We start from the raw sequence: 24,215 nt of genomic DNA on the forward strand, positions 1-24,215 counted from the left end.
AATAAAATGAATTGTATTTAAAAATATTAAATTAATTATATAAGTCTTTATTTTTTAAAATTAATTCAGACTACGCTCGCTTTCTAATTTTATTTTTGACCGCATTATAGTCAATAAAGTATTTTACGCTTACAGAAAAAACATGTTTTAATGCCGTATTAGTTAATAAGTCGGCTACATTCGATTTGAATTCTTTGTCAATTGTACGTTCAAAATTAGCTGCGCTATTACGATATAAAACCGAAACCTGACTACCAGGAGCAAACCACCAGGAATAGGAAAGATCTGCATTCCAGGAATAAAAACTCGAATTTTTGTTTTCTGTATATTGCGGATGTGGAGATAAAGTTCCGTCTTGTTCCAGTTCAAGAATATCTTTGTTTTCGGCATACGACCAATATTGGCGAACGGCCAAATTAAGCGTCATCGCACTGTTTATTGCATATTTTCCGCCTAAAGTGTTAGCGTAAGTAATTACATTTCGATTTGCAAAAACAATAGTTTCGGGTGTGCTTTCATTATCATCTTCATCAACACTGTCGATATATCCTTTGTTGTTGTCTTTTCTTAAATAGCTAAAAGTGTATGTCAACAATAGTTTATCGTTAAAACGATATCTTGGGCCAATGTCAATGCCATAATTCAGTCGCCCTGATTGATTAAAAAGTAATAAAGTAGGATTTAAATCTAAAGCAAATTTATAATTGTAATTGGTCGAAATGCTGCCCCACCATTCTATCCTTTGCGGAAGCGCTACATATCTATTGTCTGCCCTTGGCTCATAATAATCGTATGATTCTAATGGGTAAAATGTAATTCCTGTTCCGTAATAATTGTTTTTTACAGTTGTAAGGTTCACATTTGCATTGATGCTGTTGTCCTGTACTTTTCCGGACTCTTTATTAAATTCTGAATACAAATTCAGGTTAATCTTGAAACTATTGAAAAGTTTTGTTGGGTTTAGAATTCTGTAATTGGCATTTCCGTAAAAGTTGTAATAATTAGTGTAGAAATTAATTCCCAAATCATTCGGGTCAAAATCTTTAGAAACAAAATCAGAACCAAAACTGTAGCGATAATTTCCGCTTGTTTCGGCAAAGCCAATAGTTGAATAAATTCCTTTTTTATCTTCTTCGGCATTAATTAAACTGTATTTTACATTTCCGGATAAATTATAGGTATTCGCTTTTGTATTTAAATCCCACGCCAGACCGGTTACGTTGGCGTCTCTGTAATGTGTATTTCTGGAAACATTTGTATTGATTAAGGTTACTGATGAATTTTTGCGAAAGCGCTGATCTAAAACCAAAACATTATAATTTGTCAAAGGTTCTACAACTTCGCGTCTCGTTGCGCCGGTTATTGTATCTTGTATTACAGCAAATGTTTTTTCGGTAACAGCGTTTAAAACCCCGATTCCAAGACCATTTTTAGTTCTTCCCGAAACTTTTAGCGCATTTATAAGATTTACGTTCTGAACATTTTCGATGATTTTTTCATCATCATTTAAATCCGGATCAATGGACGGTTTTCCTCCAATTCTTCTCGAATAAAACATATTTCCTTTGTTGAACAAATCAGTTCCTTCGGTAAAAAAAGCCCTGTTTTCGTTAAATTGCTGCTCAAACGGACCTAAATTCAAAATCTGATCATCGTATTTTGTTTGTCCAAAATCAGGAATTAAAATGGCATCGAGTGTAAAAGCATCGTTTATACCATATTTAATATCCATTCCGCCTTTCATTGTTCCGTAGGTTTTTTGTCCCTCTCCGGCATTTAAATAATAAGAAGCGTAAGGCATAAAAAACAATCGGGTAGGAGGTTTGATGTTTTCAATTCCTTCCAGGTTACCGTTTTGCTGTGTAAAAGTGCCAATTTTGGTATCAATTAAATTCCACGTATATTTTTTACGTTCTCTTTTTATTTCCCTGAAAAAATTAATTCCCCACGTTTGTTTATTTTCTGCAGAAAAACGCAAAGCTGCATACGGAATTTTAATTTCAACAATCCAGCCTTTATCGCTTAATCTGGCTTTGCTGATCCAGACCGCATCCCAGGTAAAATCTTCACCATTTGCATCTGTCATAATACAATCGCCTTGTACATCAGAAGCAGAAACAAAAAACTCAAAATTTTGCTGACCGTCGTTAAAACCATTGATGAAAACACCAAAAATATCTGCAGTTCCAAAATTATCACGTTGAGAGATTTCTTTTAAAATCTTATCTGGCTCATCATCATATAGCATTGCACCAATATAAAGTGCGTCATTATTGTATAAAACCTTGATTTCAGATCTTTTAGTATTAGGAATAGGTTTGCCATTATCAGGTTCAAACATAACAAAGTCTGTAGCTACAGGAACATTTTCCCATGCGACTTCATCTAATTTTCCATCAACCACAATAGATTGAGAAATTGGCTGTGCCTGTAAAGTTTTCTTTTGGCTAAAAACGAAGCATGTTGATAGTAAAAAACTTAAAAAAAATATTTTTTTCATTTTTGAATAAAAATAACGAATATGATTGCCTGTAAATAGACAGTCGTTTTTGTTAATTGTTACACTTTAATATTCAATAATTATATCTTTTCAACAGATGTAAGTTTATGATTACATATTTAAATCTAAAATAATCAGTAAAAATAAGTTTTTTCCGTCGATATGCTAAAATTTTCTTTCCTATCTGTTAAATTTTAAACAAAACATGCCTGATTTACAGTGATTTATTTTGTGCGCTATATTTTTTTTATACTTTTGCTGAACCCAAATTTATTATTAACCTAAAGAATTTCAATGATTTACAAAATTTATCCCTTATTGGTGTTTTTGCTATTGTCTTTTGGAAAAGACACTAAGAACACTCCAGAATTGAAAAAGGTAACGACCAGAAGTATTGCTAAAGTTGAAAAACTTTCTGTAGATGCTAAAATTGAAAATGTTTATAATGCATTAAATTCTAACCATTTTGAGTTGCCTGAACTTAAAACTTTTTCTGAAGCATTAAAAGGCTTTTACTTATTAAAAGAGAAAGGAATTGTCAAAAAAGATATTTTAACGCTGATTGATTTTGGATTGTCATCAAACATAAAACGCCTTTGGGTAATTGATTTAAATTCAAATAAAATCTTATTCCATTCTTTGGTTGCCCACGGAAGAAATACAGGAGAAGAATTTGCTTCGGCATTTTCGAATGCAAACTCGTCTTTTAAAAGTAGTTTAGGGTTTTATTCAACTGGCGAAATTTATCAGGGAAAACACGGCGTTTCACTAAAATTAGACGGATTAGAAAAAGGTGTAAACGATAATGCCCGTGAAAGAGCGGTTGTTATGCACGGAGCCGATTATGTTTCTGAATCTTTCATCAGAAATAATAAAAGATTAGGCAGAAGCCAGGGTTGTCCGGCGATTCCATTTGAATTAACAAATGAAATCATCGAAACAATAAAAGATAAATCGTGTTTGTATATCTATCATCCATCAAGAAGTTTTGCGATGGAGGCAAAACTAATTTCTTAGTTTACTATACAAATCCGAATCAAGATTATAAATATCAGCTCTGAAAATGAGCTGATTTTTTTTGCTCCATGCTGTCCAATACCATTGGTATAAAGCATATTTTTTTGTGATTCTGATGTTTATTGTTTTTTTTGTTTCAATAATAGAATCGATTTTTTCTTTTGGCCAGTTTGTCGCAATTGTATCATTCAAAATATGTTCTGCCAATTCTAACGGATTTTCAATACGCACACATCCTGAACTTAAAGAACGATTGTTTCTTCCAAAATAATTACGATGATTGGTATCGTGCAAATAAACGCTATGGTGATTTGGAAATAAAATTTTCATTAATCCCAAAGAGTTGTTATAACCCGGACTTTGTACATAACGGTAACTATTAGGTTTGTCCTCATTCCATGCCTTAGGATCAACTTCGCGCCCGGCAGAATCAAATATGGTGATTCTTTTTTTGGCTAAATAGTTTCTGTTCTTTTTCATCTCAGGAATAATATCTTCTTTCAGGATAGTGGGAGGAACTGTCCATGTTGGGTTAAAAACGACCGTTTTTAGCTTTGATGTAATAATAGGTGTTTTTCTTTTGCTTGTTCCCACAACAACATTTCGAACCAAAGTGGTGTCTTGATTTTCAATAACATTCAAACTGTAATTCGGAATATTAATTATGAAATAATTTTCTGCAAAATCATTATTATACCATCTCCATCTTTCAAGATTGGCAATTATTTGTTGTTTTCTTCCTTCTTTAGTAAAGTTTAAAGCGCTTAAGGTTCCTGCTCCAATAACACCATCGGCGGCTAAACCGTGTCTTTCCTGAAATCTTTTTACAGCTTCGAATGTTTTTTTATCGTATTTATTAGTCAGACTGTCTTTTCCGGTCAGATCTTTCCAGAATAAAAGTTTCTTTTTAATGTCTATTAAAGCATTGTTAGTGTCATTCAGTGTTATTTTATCCGCAGATTTTATAGTATCTGTAACTTCTTCTTCCGGATAAGTATTGATGAGTTCCAGTGCTTTTAAAAGCTCTTTATAGGTTTGATGTTTTGGTTGAATATTATCTACAATGCTGTCTAATTTGTTTTTATTGAAAGCTTTAATAAGAGTATTATTTGGATCAAATATTTTTTCTTCCAAATCCCAATCTGTATATAGTTTTTTAGGATCGAGCTTTCCTTTATATAAATGAGTTAAGTATAATTCAAAATTATAAGTTAGTAATATGTCATAAGTAGCCAATTCTTTATCATTTAAAGAACTGATTCTTTTCTCAAATTTTTCCAGTGTTGCAGCTTTGTAATCTTCGGGATTTAAACCTAATTCTTCCGCTTTTTTTAATTGGGATAAAACGTAAGTTCTTTTTTTAAGGTTTCCCCAAACGCTTTTATTTTCTGAAGCAATATAAAATTGTTTCAGAGTTTCACTTTTAAAAACATTTATTAATGCAGTATCGACAACTACTTTTCTTTCATCAGTAAGTATAATTGCCGGTGGGGGAGTCTTTTTTACACGAATAACTTTTGGTTCATCTTTTTTGCAGCTAATAAAAAAACATATTACAATCAGAAAGTAGAGTTTATTCATTTTATAATTTTTTAAACATTAAATAGTGTTCGCCAACATCTTTTATATCAAAAGGCTCGCCAATTATTTGATAATTCATTTTTTTGTAAAACCCAACTGCTGCTGTTCTGGCATTAAACCAAATTAAATCAACGTTTTGCGACTTGCAATAATCTTCGCAATATTTTACGAGAGCTTCACCAAATCCTTTTTTTTGATGATTTTCCAAAATAGCCATGCCTCGAATCTGAGCTTGATTTTTGTCGGCAAATATAGTGTTGGTTTGGGAGAATAATGAAATAATACCTATTAAGTCGTCGTTTTCGAATAACCCAAAATGATGTGTAGTATTTAAACCGTCTCCTTCAAAGATGCAGCTTTCGATAGGTTTTCCTTTTCTGAGTACTGGTTGACGAACGATATAAGTGTCTTTTGATGGAATTTCTTTGATAATAGTCATAATGTGTAAAAAATAATAAAAGTATAACTTTTTAGTTTTAAATAGGTTATAAGGAATCGTTGTTTTTTAATTAATTTTTTTGCAAAAAAGCTTGTTTTGAACTGAACTTATTTTTTATATTTGCACCAGTAATGCGAAAGTAGCTCAGTTGGTAGAGCTCCAGCCTTCCAAGCTGGTTGTCGCGAGTTCGAGCCTCGTCTTTCGCTCTAAAAAACCGAAATTTTATTATTTCGGTTTTTTTATCAAAATTGAATAATTTTTGATTTTTATTTTTTAAAATGATTTAATTGTTTATATTTGCACCCTGTTAATGCGAAAGTAGCTCAGTTGGTAGAGCTCCAGCCTTCCAAGCTGGTTGTCGCGAGTTCGAGCCTCGTCTTTCGCTCTTCAAAAAGCCTTAAACTATTAGTTTAAGGCTTTTTTGTTTTTTACCATTAAGATATTAAGATAAATTAAGCTCAAAACTTAATAAACTTAATATCTTAATGGTAAAAAAGCTTTATTTTAAATTACTTAAATCGCTTTCTGTTTCTAATTCCTGAGGAGTTTCGTTTTGCAGGAACAAACGCGCTTTTAAATTTCCTTTTAAAGTAATTTTGTCTCCATTTACTTCAAGCCAGCTTCCTTCTCTTAATCCTAAAACGGGAATTGAATTAAAGGCGTGAAATTCTTTGATTCTGGTTTCACGCGTTTCGCCCATATGTTTCGATTGTAAATCGGCATCTAGGTAATGTGGGTTTAAGTTGAAAGGAATTAATCCTAAAGTCTGGAAACTTGGAGGATAAATAATTGGCATATCGTTCGTAGTCTGCATAGATAAACCGCAAATATTACTTCCGGCACTTGTTCCTAGATATGGAGTTCCGTTTTTTACAGTTTCAGAGAGAATCTGCATCACATTATGGTAGTATAATTTTGTTACAAGTAAAAAAGTATTTCCGCCTCCGGTAAATATTCCTTCCGCATTTTTTATGGCATCTTCAGGGTTTTCAAACTCATGAATTCCTTTTACGGCTATGTTAATTTTCGAAAATGCCAGAGCAGCTTTTGCGGTATATTCGTCATGTGAAATTCCGCCAGGGCGCGCATATGGAATAAATAAAATACTTTTACAATTTTTAAAATGAATTTGCAAAGTAGGTAATAAATACTCTAAATAACTCCCTTCGTGCAAAGTAGAAGTGCTGGCAATAATAATATTTTTCATAAAATTTAATCTCAGATTATGCTGCTAAAGATATTAAAAACTCCTTTTTTAGGCTTAAAATTCAAAGTTTAATTAACATATTTTTACCAAGCCGTTAATACTAAATTTGGAGTACATTAAGATATTTTTACACTTTTAAGAATAATTTTAATTTTTTCATTTTGATCAACAAAGTTTTATGTGTTTTATGTGTTGTTTTGAGTCAGACTGCGTGGACTCAAAATGAAGAGCGCATTATAATAAGCGGAAAAATTGTTTCTAATACAAATGATTTGGAAGGTGTTTATGTAGTGAATGCACGAACTGAAGTCATGACAACTACAAATGCTGAAGGAGCTTTTTCGATTTTGGCGAAAGCAGGAGATGAACTTGTTTTTTCCTCTATTCAATTTAAAGAAAAGAGAGTTTTAGTTACTCCTGAAAATTTTTCGGAACTTAATTTTATAGTAAAACTTAATATTGTAATGCATCAATTGCAGGAAGTTATTATAAGAAGATACGATAATATAAATGCTGTGGCATTAGGAATTATACCCGCAGGACAAAAAACATATACTGAGGCGGAAAGAAAATTACACACTGCTACAGCATTAAATGCAACTGCAAGTACGAGTTCGCTTGCCGGAGGTTCAATTTCTGCAGATCCGTTATTGAATTTTTTATCAGGGCGCACGGCAATGCTGAAAAAGGAAGTTGCAGTAGAGAAAAAAGAGTTTTTTATGAAACTTTTAGAGAAGATGTTTAGTCTGGATCATTTTGTAAACCGACTAAAAATTCCAAATGAATATGTAAAAGGATTTGAATATTACGCTGTTGAAAACGATAAGTTTACGACGATTTTAAATTCTAAAAATAAAACTTCGACAGAATTTCTTTTAGGAGAATTAGCTGTAAAATATAAAGAAATACTTGCTGTTGAAAACAAATAAAACCTTACTCATATTTTTTCTCTGGATAACCCAAATTTCGTTTGGGCAAACTACTGGTGCCAAAGAAATTCTTGGTCAAATATTCGAACAATCAACTTCTGTTGAAGGGGTTAATATTATCAATAATGAAACGCAGGTAACAGCGGTTTCTGATGCAAGCGGAATGTTTTCGATTGTTGCTAAAGAAGGCGATGTGCTGGTTTTTTCATCAGTTAATTTGGAGCCCTTTAAACGAAGAATTACAATTGAAGATTTAAAATCTAATCTGCTTCAGATAAAAATGGTTGCTAAAGAAATTGAATTGAAAGAAGTCGTTGTAAACGAAAATGCAAATATTAATGCCGAAAATCTGGGCATTATTCCGGCAGGACAAAAAAAATATACGCCTGCAGAAAGAAAAGTGTACACAGCAACATCGACTCCGGGTGATGCTTTGTTAAATGCAATTTCGGGGAGAACTTCAATGTTGAAAAAAGAAGTGCAAGTCGAGAAAAAAGAAGCGCTTTTTAGAAAAATAGAATACCTTTTTGATGAGAAATATTATACAGAAAGATTGAAAATTTCGGTAGAAGATATTAAAGGATTTCAATTATATTGCATAGAAGATTCTGAATTTGCCGTATCTTTGAATAGTAAAAACAAAACAATGAGTATGTTTTTAATAACTGAATTAGCCGGAAAATATCTAAAAATTCTCGAAAATGAAAAATAGCCTAAGAATACTCGTTGTGTGCTTATTTTGTCAGATTGCGCTTGGACAAAACTCAAGGAAACCATTACATGGACAAGTTACCAATAAGTCACTTACCATAGAAAGTGGCTATGTAATGAATATAAATGCCAATGTTAGAACTTTTATTGGTTTAAACGGATTGTTTGATATTATGGCAAGGCCTAAAGACACTTTGCTCTTTACCGGAATTGCATTTCAATCTAAAAAAGTGGTGTTGACAGAGAAAGATTGTGCAGAAGTACTTTTTACGGTGCCTCTGGATTTGGTAAATATAGAGCTGAAAGAAGTTTTGGTTCATAAAGAATTAAAAGTTAAATCTTTACAAGGCGGGTCGCAGGGAATTGTTGATATGCAGTTTGAAGATGATAAATTATCAAGTCCTGAAAATAAGGCAATGTACTCTGATCAGACTATTAAATACGGAACTGATTTTGTTAGGATATTTAAAGACGTAAAAAAGCTGTTTCGTAAAGATGAAGATGTAAAAGAAGAGGTGATAAGTGATATCGCATTTGTTGAATATTCTAAAGGTAATTTTACTCCCGACTTTTTTACCAAAACACTGGGTTTAAAAGAAGATGAAATTGACTTGTTTTTGATGTATTGTTCTAATGATGCAGAATCTAAGAAATATTTAAAACCGGAAGAAAAGTTTGAATTAATGGACTTTATGATTAATAAAAATAAAGAGTTCAAAAAAGTGGAAATGAAACAGAAATGAAAAAAAAGTTAGTTTATTTCTTAATTGGAATCTTGTTTATATCGTTATCATCTTTTGCGTTTCATAAGTTTTACATGGGCGTTTATCAGGTCAATTATGTAGCGGAAAAAAAAATGATTCAAATTACGTCGCGTATTTTTATTGATGATTTGAATAATGGTATGGAAAAAAAATACCATAAAAAAACATTTGTAGGAACAGAGAAAGAAACACAGGAGGATTTAGATCTTTTGAAAAAATATCTTTCAGAAAATTTTACAATAAAAATAAACGGACAGTCAAAAGCAATTACTTTTTTGTCTAAAGAAGTCGAAGCCGGCGATGTTTTGGTTTGTTACTCCAGAATAAAGGATATTGACAAGTTTAAAACAATTGAGATTTCGAATACAATTTTAGTTGATTGGAATGCTGAGCAGCAGAATATTACACATATTTCAGCTTTTGGTACTAAAAAGAGTGTTCTCTTTACAGAATCTTCAAGGAAAGAAGTGTTAAAGTATTAATGGATAAGTAAAATTACCATTATAATTATTATTTTCACACCCTGACAAAACTACCTATTACATTTTTATGAAAAAACTTTCATTATTATTAATTTTTCCTGCTTTATTAATGGCTCAGGAAAAATCAACTTCGGTCGTTGCTCCAAAACAACAAGGAAAATACGATACGAATAAGTTCAGCCAGATGTATGATTTATTAGCTACGCCTAATATGTTTCGTACGGCTTCCGGAGCGCCGGGTCCTGCATACTACCAACAACAGGCAGATTATAAAATTGATATCGAATTAGATGATAAAAAATCAAAAATAACGGGATCTGAGGTTATTACGTATTCAAACAATTCTCCGGATAGTTTAGAATATTTATGGATTCAGTTAGATCAAAATCAGGCAAAAGCAAATACACAGTCGACTTTGGCTGAAAGCGAAAAAATCAATCAGGTTTTGCCACTTGATGGTTTTTCAAGCAAATATTTGAAAAAAGATTTAGAGCGTGGTTTTAATATCGAACAGGTAAAAGATGCTAAAGGAAATCCAATGTCATATACGATCAACGAAACGATGATGCGTATTAATCTGGCAACTCCTTTAAAACCGGGTGAAAAAATTTCATTAGCAATAAAATGGTGGTATAACATCAATAATTATAGAAAAGAAGGCGGGCGTTCTGGTTATGAATTGTTCGAAAAAGACGGAAACAAATTGTATGTAATTGCGCAGTTTTATCCAAGGATGGCAGTTTATAACGACGTTGAAGGATGGCAAAACATGCAGTTTTGGGGAAGCGGGGAGTTTGCTCTTCCTTTCGGAAATTTTGATGTAAACATTACAGTTCCTGCTGATCACGTTATTGACGCAACAGGAGAATTGACAAACAGGGCTGAAGTTTTTACTGCAGAACAGGTAAAACGTTACGAACAAGCTCAAAAATCATTTGATAAACCTGTTGTAATTGTAACACAAGCGGAGGCTGAAGCGGCTGAAAAAGGTTTCTCTGAAAAGAAAAAAACGTGGAAATTTAGCGCTAAAAACGTACGTGATTTTGGTATTGCTTCGTCAAGAAAGTTTATTTACGATGCGATGGCTGTACAATTGGGTGGTAAAATCGTTATGGCAGAGTCTGTTTATCCTAAAGAAGCAAATCCGCTTTGGGGAGAAACTTCAACAATGACAGTGGCGCATACTTTGAAAAGCTATTCCTCTCATACTTTTGATTATCCTTATCCAAAAGCGGTTTCAGTTTCTGCAGAAGATCAGGGTATGGAATATCCAATGATTTGCTGGAATTTTGGTCGTCCTGACGAAAACGGAGTGACCAGCAAAGAAGTTAAAAACGGAATGATTGGTGTTGTAATTCACGAAGTTGGACACACTTTCTTCCCAATGATTGTAAATTCAGATGAGCGTCAATGGACTTGGATGGATGAAGGTTTGAATTCATTTTTAGAATATTTGGCTGAACAGGAATTAGATCCAAATTTCCCTTCAAGACGCGGACCTGCAAAAAATATTGTTCCTTACATGAGTGGAGACCAAAAGTTTTTAGAGCCAATTATGTCTAACTCAGAAACTATTCACCAATTTGGAAATAACGCATACGGAAAACCGGCTACAGGTCTTAATATTTTAAGAGAAGTAGTTATGGGTAAAGAATTGTTTGATTATGCTTTTAAAACATACGCAAACAGATGGAAATTCAAGCATCCAACTCCGGAAGACTTCTTTAGAACTATGGAAGATGCTTCTGCAGTAGATTTGGATTGGTTTTTTAGAGGATGGTTTTACTCTACAGATTTCGTAGATATCGGAATTAAAGAAGTGAAACAATATTATGTTTCTGATACTCCAACAGCTGATCTTAAAGATGTAAAAGTTAGAAAAGGGCGTTTTGGTTTTGATAAAGGACCGTTTGTATATTTAGTAGCTGGTGATAACGCTGAGGTAAATGCTTCGAAGAAAAAAGCATTGAAAGTGGATGATGTAAAATTATTATCTGATTACGTTGACCAAACTTTTACAGCAGAAGAAAAAGCAAGTTTAAAATCGCCTAAATATTTCTACGAAGTTGAGTTTAACAAACCAGGCGGAATGATTATGCCAATTCTTGTTGAGATTACTTATGAAGATGGTTCTAAACAAAACTTCCAGTATCCGGCTCAAATCTGGAGAAAAAGCAATGATACTGCCAAAAAAGTTTACGCTACAGAAAAAGCTATAAAAAGCATTCAGATAGATCCAAAATTGATGACTGCAGATATTGATGTAACCAACAACTCCTGGCCAAAAGTAGAAGAAAAATCAAAATTTGATTAAGCATACAATTAAAAGACTCTGAAAAGAGTCTTTTTTTTTAAGGAAATTTTAAAGTTCATGAGCTACAAAATTTAATATCTTTGTGACACACAAAAATAAAAGTTATGTTTGGTATAGGAGGAGGAGAATTAGTTTTCATACTATTTATAGTTTTAATGCTTTTTGGTTCTGATAAAGTGCCGGAAATTGCCCGTACTATGGGTAAAGCAATGGCGCAGTTAAAAAACGCAACCAACGATATTAAAAGTGAAATTCATAAAGGAGCAGAAGCTAATGGTTTTGATTCTCAAACTTTGACGAATATCACCGGTAATATCAATGCGCAGATTAACGAGGCAAAAACTAATTTATTAGGCGATACGACTAGTGTCTCTACTAATTTATTGGGTGATACTGCTGCAGAAATCGACAAAGTAAAAGAAGATATAGAAACAATCTCAGGACCAGTTAAACGCCAAAAATAATGCTTGAAAAAATAAAAGAATTTGATATCAATTTATTGGTATATCTTAATAGTTTAGGTTCTGAAAAATTTGACGGCCTTTGGCTTATTATTACCAATCAATTGTATTGGACACCATTCTTTTTATTTCTTTTTTTTCTGATCTACAAAAAAATAGGAGTAAAGCAGACTCTATATATATTGCTTTTTATAGCGGTTTTGATCGCTTTTACAGATCAGACTACAAATCTTTTTAAACATACTTTTGCGCGCTTGCGTCCGTGTAACAATCCTGATCTTAAAGGTGTTATTCGTGCCGTTCAGATTCGTAATTCATACAGTTTTTTCTCAGGACATGCTGCCAATACAATGGCGGTTGCTACCTTTTTGTTCTGGATTTTAAAACGCCATTTCAAGTATTTCGGATTATTGTTTTTATGGCCTTTAATCTTCGCTTATAGCCGAATCTATTTAGGATTGCATTATCCCGGAGACATTCTTACAGGTTATTTCTTCGGAGCAGTTTTTGGATCGTTGCTTTATTTGGTTTATAAACGACTAAAACCGCAATATTTTCCGGGATAATTTTTTTAAAGATTCTAAGTTTCTGAGATACTAAGGTTCTAAGTCTTTCCATTCTAAAGAAAACTCAGGATCTTAGTATCTCAGAACCTTAGCAACTTTTCTAAAGTACTCTACTCACCGTTAATCCATCGCGAATAGGCAGTAAAACTGTTTCCACTCTCGGATCGTTTTTTAAAAGTAAATTGTATTCTAAAAGTACTTTTGTACTCACATCATTTGGGTGAACAGGTTCGAGGATTTTTCCGCTCCATAAAACATTATCAGATAAAATAATGCCGCCTTTATTCATTTTCGGAACAATCATTTCCCAGTAATTCAGGTAATTTTCCTTATCGGCATCAATAAAAACCAAATCAAATTTTACGTCCAGGGTTGGGATAATATCTACAGCTTCACCCAAATGCTGAAAAATTTGTTTTCCCCAAGGCGAAGCATCAAAATATTTACGCTGAAAATCGACTAATTCTTCTTTAATATCGATAGTATGTAATTGTCCGTTTTCCTGCATTCCTTCGCACAAACACAAAGCTGCATAGCCAGTATAAGTTCCTATTTCGAGAATATTTACCGGACGAATCAATTTAGACAACATACTCAAAACGCGACCCTGAAAATGTCCGCTTAACATTCTTGGCAAAAGTATTTTCTGGTAGGTTTCCTTATTTAGTTTTGCTAACAATTCCGGTTCGTTTTCAGAATGTTGTTCAATATAATCTTCTAGTTCTTGTGATATAAAATGCATTTTGTTGTAGTTCTTATTTAAAGACAAAAATACAAAAAATATCGGCTCACTTTTTTTCATAAAAAAAACCATTCGCCGTAACGAATGGTTCTAAGTTTGATTTCAAAGGAAATTATTTTTTCAATGCTTCATTAACGTCTTTAGCAGTTTTTACTGTTCCGTCTTTGGCAGCTTTTGCAGCAGCTTCTGCTTTATCTGCAGCTTTCTTAGAAGCTTCTTTTACATCTGCAGCTGTTTCTTTAGCCGCATCTTTTACATCCTGAACAGCGTTTTCTGAAGCTGCTTTTGCTTTTGAAGCTGCATCTTCGGCTTTAATAACGGCACTGTCTTTCACTTCTTCAATATCTGTTGTTAAAGAATCGACTTTGTTTCCAAGAGTCAGATTGTCTTCCTTAGGTTTTAATTCTTTATCTCCGCAAGATTGTACGGCAAATGCCAATAGAGCAATAACAGCTAAGCTTAAAATTTGTTTTTTCATGATTAATTCATTTTTAAAAGTTGATAAAATATAAAGGTTATAAAGCTGAAAAAATAAAAATACAAATTTTAAAATTAAGCGCTCTTCGTAAGATTATTTTTCTGCTAAGAGCAAGACAATTCTCGTGCCAAATTTTTTGTTTTTGAAACTTAGATTTTAAAAATTCCTTTGAAATCGGTTTTAAAGAATAGTAGGAAGTAAAAAGTAAAATCCAATCTGGTTAATAATTTGCTTTATTGTTTAAGTGGGTTTTTGTATAAACTGAAATTAATCACAATTTCGTCTTTCACTTTTATTAAACCGGCCATTTTTACAGGCGGTACAAGTTCTATATCAGAAAAATTTAAGTTTAAAGATCCGTGAATTTTATCTTCAGCATTATAGAGAATAAAATCTTTGTATTTAAGTGTTTTATTAGTGATTAAAAAAGTGAGATTGCATTTGTAATTTTTTCCGCAAGGTTTAATGTCGGAAAGAAAAACGGTACTGTTAGGGAATTTTTTTGCTTTTACAGTTCCCTGTAAATCTTTAGTCATTATTTTGTTGCCACAATCAAAATCTGTCATTTTGATTTCGGTATTGAAGTTGTTGTTTTTAGAATTCAAATAAACAGTATCTGTTTTAGAAAATGTATTTGAACAATTGTATTTGCCAACGGTGGAGACTCCTGTAATTTCTATTTTGATTTTATTAATCATCAAAAGAGGATCACCTGAAAAAGCGGGTTTAGTACTTCCTAAGAATGAAAAAAATACTAAACCCAAGATTAAATTTAAAAACAGGCGTTTCATTTCATTAGAATAAAATTACTGCTTCGAACATTAATCCTTTAAAACTACCGCCAAAAAGATCGTTAGGAGTTGCTCCGTTAAATTGAGAGAAGTTTTTATAGTTTTGATCCACATATTCTAATTTTGCCAAAACATTTTTAGTCATAAACCAGCCCGCCGCCGCTTCAAATCTATTTATTTGAATACTCTGAGTATTTGCGTTGGCCAATTTTCCATCAACTAAATTATATTTTCCGCCTATATAAAATCTTTCTCCTTCACCAAAACGGTAGACTAAATCCCCAACATATTGGTTTACTTTACGAGTGTCGTCTGTACCTTTAAAATCACCTCCTGAAGTAAATTCTAAAGTTCCAAAAAATTCAAGTCCTTTATATTTTATAAACGGGTTTACCATGTATGATGTTGCCCAGTTTCCGTATCCGGGATTAAATCTTCCTGTATCTTTATTAGCAGTCGGATCAAAATTGTTTGCTACAGATGTAACAATATTTCCGGTTGCGGGATCAATAATATTATAATCAGTGTGACTCATTACACCATAAAAACGGCTTCCTGCTCTGTCTGAAGCGTATAAATTTCCACTAGAGTTTGCAGTATGGTAATAAGATCCTGTAAGTCTAATTCTCAAATCTTCGTTGATTTGTTTGTCCCAGCCTAATTTTGCTAATATTGTTGGACTTATAGTGGTATTAGAATCTGGTTTTGCAGTCGTTGGAGTTGCTGGTACAATCTCTGCAACATTTTGATTTAGTTTAGAATTGGTGACTCCAATCATGCTTACAAAACCAGATCTGTTATAATAAACTTCTGCTCCCATTTCTGTGATGAACGCATCCATAATGTTGTTTCCAACAAACGGATTCATGAAGGCATTTCCGTTATCTGATCTTCTAAAATGTGCATCACCATAGTTATTCTCCATTTGACCAATTTTGATCGTTGTATATTTCATAAAATCAGCCAGGAAATCTTTTTTAATGAAGTCCAGTTTGTCAATTTGCAAATAACCTCCTTTTACCCAGGTTTCGTTGTGATGTCTTGAAGCCAGATAAACATCTAAATTCACACGAACACCATCATATAACTGAGCTCCAATAGTGAAATTAGCATTGGGTAAATTAAAATTATTCTCCAGATTATTCAATCTGTAACCCGGTGCTGTAGCCAAATCTCTTTGATCATTAAACGAATTCAAAGCCTGAAACTGAAGCGCGAATGCAGCTCCCATATCTACACTTAAACCATTAAAGGCAACAGTATCTTTTTTAACATCAAATTGATTAATTCCTTTTTGGTTTCGTGGAATTTGATTCTGAATATGTCCAAAACTAACTTGTGCATTGACGGCAAACGTACTGACTAATGCAATAATGAATACATAAATCTTTTTCATGGCGGTTATAAATTAAAGTTTAAGTTGAATTTTACAGTCAAATCTTCACCGGTTGTGATGGTTCCCAACATTGCGGTTGGAGATTTCATTCCAAATTCTGTAAAAGTAATTTTGTTAGATCCCTGCATGTTTAATACATCTTTTGTGATAGCTGTTTTTACAGTAGTTTTCAGGATTTTGCTCACGCCTGCAATAGTATACGTTCCTGTTAGTTCCCAAGTTGTTTCATTTATTTTTTGGGCAGATTTAAGAACATATTTTATAGTTTTTTGCGTATCAGTTTTCAGTGTTTTATAAGCCACTTTATCCATGCTTTTTTTCTCGCTTTTAACGCTTTCTGCTAAAAGATTTATTGATAAAGATTCGATATCAGTAACTTTTGAATTGACTATTGTAAAGTTGCCCGTTCCTGTTCCTGAATTTGATTTCATTTCCCAGTCATGTAACGTTGAAGTGCCTGAAACTGAAAATGCAGGCTTGCTGTCTAATACATAATTTTTTTGTGCAGTTGCAAATGTGGTCATCCCTAAAAAAGAAATGATAAAGGCGAATAATTTAATTTTGTTTGATTTCATTTTTACTATTATTTAGTGAAGTGAGATAATTTTTTGAATTCAATTTTAATCACGTGTTTTATTTTCTTGTTCAAATTTATTCCTGTTATTCCAGGATTTTTATGACAATAATCATTGTTAAAATTTTATTAAATTCATATTTAAGAACTACAACGTTTTCATTTTTATTAAAATTGATGTATAAAAAAAGAGCTATTTGATTTTTGTCAAATAGCTCTTTTTGAATTTTTGTTATTTTATATTATAGCAATCAATTTTGTGTTAAAGATCCTTTCATGCTTAGTTCGCTAAAAGTAAGATTGAAAATTAAAGTTAGGTCTTTTCCGGCTCTAACCACACCAAGTGCTGCTGTTGGGGCTGACATTCCAAAATCTGCAAAAGTGATCTGGTTTGATCCCTTCAAAATAAAGCTGCCATTTATAGACGTTACGTTTACAACAGTTTTAAACTCTTTACTGATTCCTGAAACTGTATATGTTCCGGTTAAATTCCAGGTTGTTTCGTTTATTTTAGTGGCAGATTTTAAAACATACTTAATGTTTTTGTATGTTTTTGTGTCCAGGGTTTCGTAAGCCACATCATCCATGCTTGTTTTAGTGCTTTTTAAACTTTCTGCTAATAATGTAATAGTTAAGTTGTTTATATCAACCAATTTAGAATCTATAACTGTTAAATTGGCAATTCCATTTCCTTCTGAAGATTTCATTGACCAATCGTGTACATTTGAAGTTCCTGCAACCTCAAAAGTTGATCTTGCTATAGTATAGTTTTTTTGTGCGTTTACCTGTAATGACATTGTTGTAAAAATCACTGTCAATAAAATTGATTTAATTACTTTCATTTTGATATGGTATTAGTTTGTTTTTGGAATAAAGGAAACTTCAATGAATTTTTAATCTTTAAAAATTCCTATTATTTCTTAGACCAAAATTATTGGGAATACATAAAGCAGAGAATGATAAAAATCATAGTTGGAAATTTATTAAATAATTATAATTTGTAAAATAGAAAAAGGTGTAGTTCCCCAAATAAAAACAAGTATTTGCAGGTAATAAGCAACAATATATCGTCAGAATTTTTTAAGAAAAAAACAGTAACTTTGCACCATGCAATTGGAGAAAAAAGACATAAGAGCCTTATCAAAAGATCAATTACGAGATTTTTTTGTCGCAAATAATGACAAAGCTTTTCGCGGAAATCAAGTCTATGAATGGTTGTGGAGCAAAGGAGCACACAGTTTTGAGGATATGACGAATGTTGCCAAAACAACACGTTCTATGCTCGAAGATAATTTTGTAATCAATCATATTAAGGTTGATACAATGCAGCGCAGCAGTGACGGAACTGTAAAAAATGCCGTTCGTCTGCATGATGGTTTAGTGGTAGAATCTGTTTTGATTCCAACAGATACCAGAACAACAGCTTGCGTTTCAAGTCAGGTTGGCTGTAGTTTAGACTGCAATTTTTGTGCGACGGCAAGATTAAAGCGTATGCGAAATCTGGAACCGGGAGAAATCTACGATCAGATTATGGCGATTGATAAAGAAAGCCGTTTGTATCACAATCATCCGCTTTCGAATATTGTTTTTATGGGAATGGGAGAACCTTTAATGAACTATAATAATGTCATTAAAGCAATCGATATGATCACGTCGCCGGAAGGTTTAGGAATGTCGCCAAAGCGTATTATGCTTTCGACATCAGGAATTCCGAAAATGATTAAAAAGATGGCCGATGACGATGTGAAGTTCAAATTGGCAGTTTCTCTGCATTCGGCAATTGATGAAATCCGTGCGAAGATTATGCCTTTCAGCAAAAATTTTCCTTTAAAAGATTTACGAGAAGCACTTGAATATTGGTACAGAAAAACAAAAAGCAAAATTTCATACGAATACGTGGTTTGGAAAGGAATTAACGACGATAAAGCTTCTATTGATGCTTTGGTTAAATTCTGCAAATATGTGCCTTGTAAGGTTAATTTAATTGAATACAACCCAATTGATGACGGAGAGTTTCAACAAGCTTCGGAAGAATCTATTATGGCCTACATAAAAGCTTTGGAAAATATTGGAGTAGTAGTAAAAGTTCGTCGCAGCCGCGGAAAAGATATTGATGCCGCTTGCGGACAATTGGCCAACAAGGAAGGAAATGATAATTGATTTTGAAATATTTGTGTAGTCCCTACGGGACAAAATACACGCGTAATAATTAATTTCTACCAATATGTAATCTCTCCGAGATATTTATTGAAAGAATTAAGTTATAAAAAAGCAGAATAATACCAATCTAATCATTTAATAGCAGCAAAATATTCCGTTAGGAATTACATATTGGTAGAAAAAAACGATAACCGATAGAATGTCCCGTTGGGGACTACACATTTAATTATATAAATAAAAAAGCATTAAAGACAAGATCAAACCTGTTTTTAATGCTTTTTTTGGGCAAAAAAGGCTTATTTTTTCAAATCTATTTCTTCGGTTACTCCATCTTTAGTAACTGTTACCAAAGTGTTGCAATCTCCATTTCCATAATCAATAATCGCATTAGCGCCGTTTTTAGTTAACGATAAAACACCTTTTACGGCAAATGGTTTTTTACACGCAGCATTAAATTCCAGTGGAGTTGTAATTTCTGCCGAATAAGTATCTCCATTTGGGAAAGTCGTGGTTCCGCTTCCTGTTACAACAGATTTATTATCGTCCCAATTAAACCAGGTATCATAACCGGAAATAGTTTCTTTTGTCAAAGTTCCTTTTCGGGTATAAACGCCTCCATCATCAAAAGTAACAGTCATGTCAATTGTTGCTGTTAAAACAGGATGCACTTCTGCAAGCAAATCGGTAGCTTTTTTTGTCCGAACAATGCTCTTGCTTCCCTCAATTTTTTTACCATTGTGATAAAAACCTTCAAAAGTATAACTAATCGTTTGTGTCGATGCAGAAAAGTCATTAGAGAACGAAACAGTCATTTTTCCTTTTACCGAATTTCCATTGTCTAGCGTACAGCCTTCAACACCAAAATTGACCGTTCTTGTCCAGGTATTATTGGTTAAAACAGTAGTAATTGTGGCGCAGCTTGGTAAAAAGTTTTTGATTATTCCGCTAGGTTTATTAGTGCTGTTTTGCTGAGCATCAAATTGATCTTCAGCAATATTAGTTACATCCTCTATCGATGCATCAATTTTAGAATTGGTAACAATTTCGTCATTTGAAATTTTAGCATTCGTTCCGTCGTTTCCACTTTCATCAGAATTACAACTAATAAAAAATGATAAAGTGATACAAGTTCCAATTAATAAAAATTTTGTTTTCATAATAAATAGTTTAGGTTTTACTTTTAATTAATGAATTCAAATTGGGAATTGGAATTAGATGTTTTTTTGGTTAATTTTTTAATTAGTACATAAATTGTTCATATACTAACATAAAATAGTCAACGTTTTTTTATTTAAAATAGTATATTTGGAGTCGAAATGAACATTACTTCTCAAATAAAACAGCCCATTTTTAACGAAATGGAACTTTTCGAAAAAAAGTTCCATGAATCGATGACCTCAAAGGTTGCGTTGCTGAATAGAATTACGTATTATATTGTAAATCGAAAAGGAAAACAAATGCGTCCGATGTTTGTTTTTCTGACATCAAAAATGGTTTCCGGGGGTATTGTAAATGAAAGAACGTATCGAGGAGCTTCTGTTATTGAGTTGATTCACACCGCAACTTTAGTACATGATGATGTAGTGGACGACAGTAATCGCCGCCGCGGATTCTTTTCTATCAATGCACTTTGGAAAAATAAAATTGCTGTTTTGGTTGGTGATTATTTATTGTCGAAAGGATTATTGCTTTCGATAGATAATGGCGATTTCGATTTACTCCGAATTATTTCTGTCGCCGTTCGCGAAATGAGCGAAGGAGAATTACTTCAGATAGAAAAAGCTAGAAGACTCGATATTACCGAAGAGGTTTATTACGAAATTATCCGAAAAAAAACTGCTACACTTATTGCGGCTTGTTGCGCTCTTGGTGCAAAATCGGTAATTGAAGATGATATTCAGGTCGAGAACATGCGCAAATTCGGTGAACTTATCGGAATGGCATTTCAAATCAAAGACGACTTATTCGATTACAGCGAAGAAGCCATAGGTAAACCAACCGGAATCGATATTAAAGAGCAAAAAATGACTTTGCCTTTAATTCATGTTTTAAATACTTGTACTCCGCAAGAAAAAAAGTGGCTGATAAACTCCATCAAAAACCACAACAAAGACAAAAAACGCGTAAAAGAAGTTATTGCTTTTGTAAAAAACAATAATGGTTTGGCTTACGCCGAAAATAAAATGATCGAATTCCAGCAGGAAGCACTTTCACTATTAGAGAATTACCCCGATTCTGAGTTTAAAGATGCCCTTATTCTGATGGTGAATTACGTTATTGAGAGAAAGAAGTAATTAGATAATTTGTCAATTAGAAAATTAGAAAATTGTTTTACTTTGTTGTAAATCAGTTGTTTTTGTTTTTTATTTTGGAATTTGGAATTTATTTTTTGATTTTTTTTATTTTCCATGCAACCATTTCAAAACCAAACTCGTCTATGCTAATAGAAGTCTGTTAGTAAAACAAAACCGGAACGCTTATTAATGAAAATTATTCATTTACATCAGGAAGAAACTGAAATTATAAAGTTGGCTGTCGAGAATAATCGACAAGCTCAACAGCAAATTTACGGTCGGTTTTCTCCAAAAATGTTAAGTGTTTGTCGACAATATATAAAAGACATTCAACTGGCAGAAGATGTAATGATAACTGCTTTCATGAAAGTGTTTACCAATCTGAACAAATTTGAACACAAAGGAAGTTTTGAAGGCTGGATTCGCCGAATTATGGTGAATGAATGCATATCGTATTTAAGAGTTCAGAAAAAGGTAAAATTTACCGAAGACGAAATTTATGTCGAAGAAAGTTTCAACGCCATTGACAGCCAGTTTTCGATAGAACAAATTCAGTTTTTAATTGATGCTTTGCCAGACGGTTATAAAATGGTTTTCAATTTATATGCAATTGAAGGTTATAAACACAATGAGATTGCCAAGATGTTAGGTGTAAATGAAGGAACATCAAAATCGCAATTATCGCACGCCAGAAAAATGCTGCAAACACAAATTAATACATTAAAAAAACAAGATAATGGAACCGAATAATTTTGAAAAGGATTTCCGTGAAAAACTAAACCAACGTACAATTGAACCAAGCAACAAAGCCTGGGATCGATTAGACGCTATGTTGAGTATTGCAGAAGAAAAGCAGCCTAAAAAGAACTATAAATGGTTGTATATCGCGGCAAGTATTGTTGGTTTTTTATTAGTTGGAACTTTCTTTTTCAATCAGAAGAAAGATTCTGTTGAGACTCAAAAGAATAATGTCGTTATAGAAGAAATTACAAAAAAAGACTCAGCAGTAAAACCCAATATAAATAGGATAGAATCTGGTAAAATAGAAATTGCAGTTTCAGAAAAAGCAACAATTAAAACATCAAATAAAAAAGAAGCAAATAGTAATCCAGATGTTTCTGTACAAAAATCATATCAACAACTTATAAAAAATGAAAAAAATCAAATAGCGGAGTCTTCAGTCATCATCAAAAACAATCAGGAAAAACAATCAATCAATAATCAAACTTCAGTTGTCGAAACTTCTAAAAATGAAAATGTCGATCAATTGCTAAACACAGCCGAAAAAACTGTGGTGGCAGAACATTCGGCTAAACCAAAATCGAAAATAAAAATCAACGCCAATGATTTACTTAATCAAGTCGATGGAGAATTAGAAACTTCGTTTAGAGAAAAAGTAATTACAAAAGTCAATAAAAATTATCAAACCGTAAAAGTGGCATTGGCGAATCGAAATCAGGAAAGTAAAGAAAATAGAGTAAAGAAAATAGAGTAAAGAAGAAAGAGTAAAGAAGAAAGAGTAAAGAAAATAGAATATAGATTTTTAGTTCCGGAGGAACGATCCATATTGTAGCGTCGGGTTTTAACCCGATGGAGATGGAATAAAAGTATTTACAATTCACAATTAATCATCATCAATCAAAATCATTTTAAAAAATCAATCATGAAAAATTTTACCGTTTACCTCGTAATTTTAGTTTTCTTATTTGTCAGCAAAGTGTTGGGACAGGAAACTTTTGAATCTAGGGCAAGGCAAATTGCCGACAAAATAGAAAAGATAACAAAAGAAGAAAAAGCTGCTTTAAAAGAAGAAGTTGAAGCTGTAAATGTTCAGTTGTCAGAAGGGAAAATAACTCAGGAACAAGCCGATAAACGCAAGAAAGAACTGGCTGAAGCCCGAGCCGTAATAATCGAAGAAAAAGTTACTTTGGCTCAAAATGAACTTAATGATCTGGTACAGCAAAAAGTAGATGGAAAAATTCAAGAGCAGGATTCAACAAAAAAACATATGCTGGTTATTCACTGGAATGACCGAAATTGGGAAGAAAGAAAAAAAACAAAAGATTCTATTCATGGCGAAAAAAGAACCACTTCGCAATTTGTATTTGCAATGGGGTTAAATAATATGATGGTCGATGGCAAACTTCAGGATTCGAATTACAGTTTTATAGGTTCGCATTTTTATGAATGGGGTTTTACTTATAATTCAAGATTAATGAAAAACGATAATTTATTGCATGCAAAATACGGACTGTCATTAATGTATAATAATATTCGTCCAACAGACAATCGCAGTTTTGTAGTAAATCAAGATCAGACAAATTTGGAGGTCAATAGGATACATCTCAATGAATCCCGATTTAGAAACGTGTATTTAGTATTGCCTGTACATTTAGAATTTGATTTTACTAAGCCCACAGTAAATAACGGAAAAACGTATTTTAAAACACATAAAAGTTTCCGTTTCGGAATTGGAGGTTATGCCGGAATTAACGTAAAATCGAAACAAATTTTAAAATTTGAAGAAGAAGATTTAAAATATAAAACAACCATAAAAGGCGATTATAATGTAAATAATTTTATTTACGGATTAAGTTCTTACATCGGTTACAAATCGTTGAGTTTGTATGCAAAATATGATTTAAATCCTTTGTTTCAGGATAATCTGGTTGACGAAAAAAATATTTCATTAGGATTGCGTTTCGATTTAAATTAAAAATTGCGTTGAGTTTAGTTAGTAAAAAAGCACTTCGAAAGAGGTGCTTTTTTTATGAAAAAATGATCAGATTTCAAGATTGATTTATGTACT

24 protein-coding genes and 2 tRNA genes are annotated in these 24,215 nt (G+C 32.6%); 15 read left to right on the forward strand and 11 right to left on the reverse strand.

The genetic code is table 11. From position 1 onward, the window contains the following. Positions 1-70 precede the first annotated feature (70 nt). Positions 71-2,500: a DUF5916 domain-containing protein gene (locus tag AC4FQ3_RS12915; RefSeq protein WP_491182104.1), complete on the reverse strand. Its 2,430-nt coding sequence runs from the start codon at positions 2,498-2,500 to the stop codon at positions 71-73. A 294-nt stretch (positions 2,501-2,794) separates the two neighbouring features. On the opposite strand from AC4FQ3_RS12915, the gene AC4FQ3_RS12920 reads away from it, so the two are divergent. Next, positions 2,795-3,517 carry a murein L,D-transpeptidase catalytic domain family protein gene (locus AC4FQ3_RS12920; protein WP_302094697.1) on the forward strand — a complete coding sequence of 241 codons (723 nt, stop codon included), beginning with the start codon at positions 2,795-2,797 and terminating at the stop codon, positions 3,515-3,517. Here AC4FQ3_RS12920 and AC4FQ3_RS12925 read toward each other — a convergent pair. After that, complete coding sequence (locus AC4FQ3_RS12925) at positions 3,506-5,098, reverse strand: L,D-transpeptidase family protein (protein WP_491182105.1); 1,593 nt, start codon at positions 5,096-5,098, stop codon at positions 3,506-3,508. The two genes, AC4FQ3_RS12920 and AC4FQ3_RS12925, sit on opposite strands and share 12 nt — an antisense overlap. 1 nt (position 5,099) lies before the next feature. Next, positions 5,100-5,537, reverse strand: a complete 438-nt coding sequence (locus AC4FQ3_RS12930) for a GNAT family N-acetyltransferase (RefSeq protein ID WP_491182106.1) — start codon at positions 5,535-5,537, stop codon at positions 5,100-5,102. A gap of 133 nt (positions 5,538-5,670) precedes the next feature. On the opposite strand from AC4FQ3_RS12930, the gene AC4FQ3_RS12935 reads away from it, so the two are divergent. Together AC4FQ3_RS12935 and AC4FQ3_RS12940 are read left to right on the forward strand one after the other, a co-directional pair. Then, positions 5,671-5,743: transfer RNA gene (locus AC4FQ3_RS12935), tRNA-Gly, on the forward strand. Between the two features lie 106 nt (positions 5,744-5,849). Further along, positions 5,850-5,922 (forward strand) — tRNA-Gly (locus tag AC4FQ3_RS12940). 114 nt (positions 5,923-6,036) lie between these two features. On the opposite strand, the gene pepE is transcribed toward AC4FQ3_RS12940, so the two are convergent. Further along, positions 6,037-6,744, reverse strand: a complete 708-nt coding sequence (gene pepE, locus AC4FQ3_RS12945) for a dipeptidase PepE (RefSeq protein WP_491182107.1) — start codon at positions 6,742-6,744, stop codon at positions 6,037-6,039. A gap of 161 nt (positions 6,745-6,905) precedes the next feature. Between pepE and AC4FQ3_RS12950 the strand changes: the two genes are divergently transcribed. The 7 genes from AC4FQ3_RS12950 to AC4FQ3_RS12980 all read left to right on the forward strand — a co-directional run bounded on the left by AC4FQ3_RS12950 (position 6,906) and on the right by AC4FQ3_RS12980 (position 12,971). Continuing rightward, the gene (locus AC4FQ3_RS12950) at positions 6,906-7,673 is read left to right on the forward strand and encodes a carboxypeptidase-like regulatory domain-containing protein (RefSeq protein ID WP_491182108.1); all 768 of its coding nucleotides are present in this window, start codon (positions 6,906-6,908) and stop codon (positions 7,671-7,673) included. Continuing rightward, a complete protein-coding gene (locus AC4FQ3_RS12955) occupies positions 7,660-8,385 on the forward strand; it encodes a carboxypeptidase-like regulatory domain-containing protein (RefSeq protein WP_463462201.1) in 726 nt (241 codons plus the stop codon). The genes AC4FQ3_RS12950 and AC4FQ3_RS12955 overlap by 14 nt, the downstream gene beginning before the upstream one ends. Then, complete coding sequence (gene bamP / locus AC4FQ3_RS12960) at positions 8,375-9,127, forward strand: BamP family beta-barrel-assembly machinery protein (protein WP_042563769.1); 753 nt, start codon at positions 8,375-8,377, stop codon at positions 9,125-9,127. The genes AC4FQ3_RS12955 and bamP overlap by 11 nt, the downstream gene beginning before the upstream one ends. After that, on the forward strand, positions 9,124-9,630 hold the full coding sequence (locus AC4FQ3_RS12965; RefSeq protein ID WP_491182109.1) for a DUF6702 family protein: 507 nt from the start codon (positions 9,124-9,126) through the stop codon (positions 9,628-9,630). Before bamP ends, AC4FQ3_RS12965 begins: the two co-directional genes overlap by 4 nt. A 67-nt stretch (positions 9,631-9,697) precedes the next feature. Further along, entirely contained in the window at positions 9,698-11,944 is a 2,247-nt protein-coding gene (locus tag AC4FQ3_RS12970; protein ID WP_491182110.1) for a M1 family metallopeptidase, read from the forward strand. A gap of 104 nt (positions 11,945-12,048) precedes the next feature. Next, on the forward strand, positions 12,049-12,408 hold the full coding sequence (locus AC4FQ3_RS12975) for a twin-arginine translocase TatA/TatE family subunit (protein ID WP_042563772.1): 360 nt from the start codon (positions 12,049-12,051) through the stop codon (positions 12,406-12,408). Next, on the forward strand, positions 12,408-12,971 hold the full coding sequence (locus AC4FQ3_RS12980; protein WP_491182111.1) for a phosphatase PAP2 family protein: 564 nt from the start codon (positions 12,408-12,410) through the stop codon (positions 12,969-12,971). The genes AC4FQ3_RS12975 and AC4FQ3_RS12980 overlap by 1 nt, the downstream gene beginning before the upstream one ends. 100 nt (positions 12,972-13,071) lie before the next feature. Here the strand turns inward: AC4FQ3_RS12980 and AC4FQ3_RS12985 are convergent, their stop codons facing one another. The 6 genes from AC4FQ3_RS12985 to AC4FQ3_RS13010 all read right to left on the reverse strand — a co-directional run bounded on the left by AC4FQ3_RS12985 (position 13,072) and on the right by AC4FQ3_RS13010 (position 17,794). After that, positions 13,072-13,713 carry an O-methyltransferase gene (locus tag AC4FQ3_RS12985; RefSeq protein WP_073397045.1) on the reverse strand — a complete coding sequence of 214 codons (642 nt, stop codon included), beginning with the start codon at positions 13,711-13,713 and terminating at the stop codon, positions 13,072-13,074. Positions 13,714-13,825: 112 nt separating this feature from the next. Beyond that, positions 13,826-14,191: a hypothetical protein gene (locus tag AC4FQ3_RS12990; RefSeq protein WP_491182112.1), complete on the reverse strand. Its 366-nt coding sequence runs from the start codon at positions 14,189-14,191 to the stop codon at positions 13,826-13,828. A 233-nt stretch (positions 14,192-14,424) separates the two neighbouring features. Continuing rightward, positions 14,425-14,955 carry a hypothetical protein gene (locus tag AC4FQ3_RS12995; RefSeq protein ID WP_491182113.1) on the reverse strand — a complete coding sequence of 177 codons (531 nt, stop codon included), beginning with the start codon at positions 14,953-14,955 and terminating at the stop codon, positions 14,425-14,427. A gap of 31 nt (positions 14,956-14,986) precedes the next feature. Beyond that, positions 14,987-16,378: a hypothetical protein gene (locus AC4FQ3_RS13000; protein WP_491182114.1), complete on the reverse strand. Its 1,392-nt coding sequence runs from the start codon at positions 16,376-16,378 to the stop codon at positions 14,987-14,989. Between the two features lie 5 nt (positions 16,379-16,383). Continuing rightward, positions 16,384-16,953, reverse strand: coding sequence for a YceI family protein (locus AC4FQ3_RS13005; protein WP_491182115.1), 570 nt, complete (start codon positions 16,951-16,953; stop codon positions 16,384-16,386). 250 nt (positions 16,954-17,203) lie between these two features. After that, entirely contained in the window at positions 17,204-17,794 is a 591-nt protein-coding gene (locus AC4FQ3_RS13010) for a YceI family protein (RefSeq protein ID WP_491182116.1), read from the reverse strand. Positions 17,795-18,059: 265 nt separating this feature from the next. On the opposite strand from AC4FQ3_RS13010, the gene rlmN reads away from it, so the two are divergent. Next, entirely contained in the window at positions 18,060-19,112 is a 1,053-nt protein-coding gene (rlmN, locus tag AC4FQ3_RS13015) for a dual-specificity RNA methyltransferase RlmN (RefSeq protein ID WP_491182117.1), read from the forward strand. 296 nt (positions 19,113-19,408) lie between these two features. On the opposite strand, the gene AC4FQ3_RS13020 is transcribed toward rlmN, so the two are convergent. Continuing rightward, positions 19,409-20,269 carry a hypothetical protein gene (locus AC4FQ3_RS13020; protein WP_491182118.1) on the reverse strand — a complete coding sequence of 287 codons (861 nt, stop codon included), beginning with the start codon at positions 20,267-20,269 and terminating at the stop codon, positions 19,409-19,411. 159 nt (positions 20,270-20,428) lie between these two features. On the opposite strand from AC4FQ3_RS13020, the gene AC4FQ3_RS13025 reads away from it, so the two are divergent. From AC4FQ3_RS13025 to AC4FQ3_RS13040, 4 genes are all read left to right on the forward strand, one after another. Continuing rightward, complete coding sequence (locus AC4FQ3_RS13025; RefSeq protein WP_042563781.1) at positions 20,429-21,406, forward strand: polyprenyl synthetase family protein; 978 nt, start codon at positions 20,429-20,431, stop codon at positions 21,404-21,406. 189 nt (positions 21,407-21,595) lie between these two features. Then, entirely contained in the window at positions 21,596-22,156 is a 561-nt protein-coding gene (locus AC4FQ3_RS13030) for an RNA polymerase sigma factor (protein WP_491182119.1), read from the forward strand. Beyond that, a complete protein-coding gene (locus tag AC4FQ3_RS13035; RefSeq protein WP_491182120.1) occupies positions 22,143-22,901 on the forward strand; it encodes a hypothetical protein in 759 nt (252 codons plus the stop codon). The genes AC4FQ3_RS13030 and AC4FQ3_RS13035 overlap by 14 nt, the downstream gene beginning before the upstream one ends. 168 nt (positions 22,902-23,069) lie before the next feature. Next, the gene (locus tag AC4FQ3_RS13040; RefSeq protein ID WP_491182121.1) at positions 23,070-24,122 is read left to right on the forward strand and encodes an ATP synthase subunit B family protein; all 1,053 of its coding nucleotides are present in this window, start codon (positions 23,070-23,072) and stop codon (positions 24,120-24,122) included. The last annotated feature ends 93 nt before the right edge of the window (positions 24,123-24,215 follow it).

This window comes from Flavobacterium sp. AK-345 (assembly GCF_058310175.1).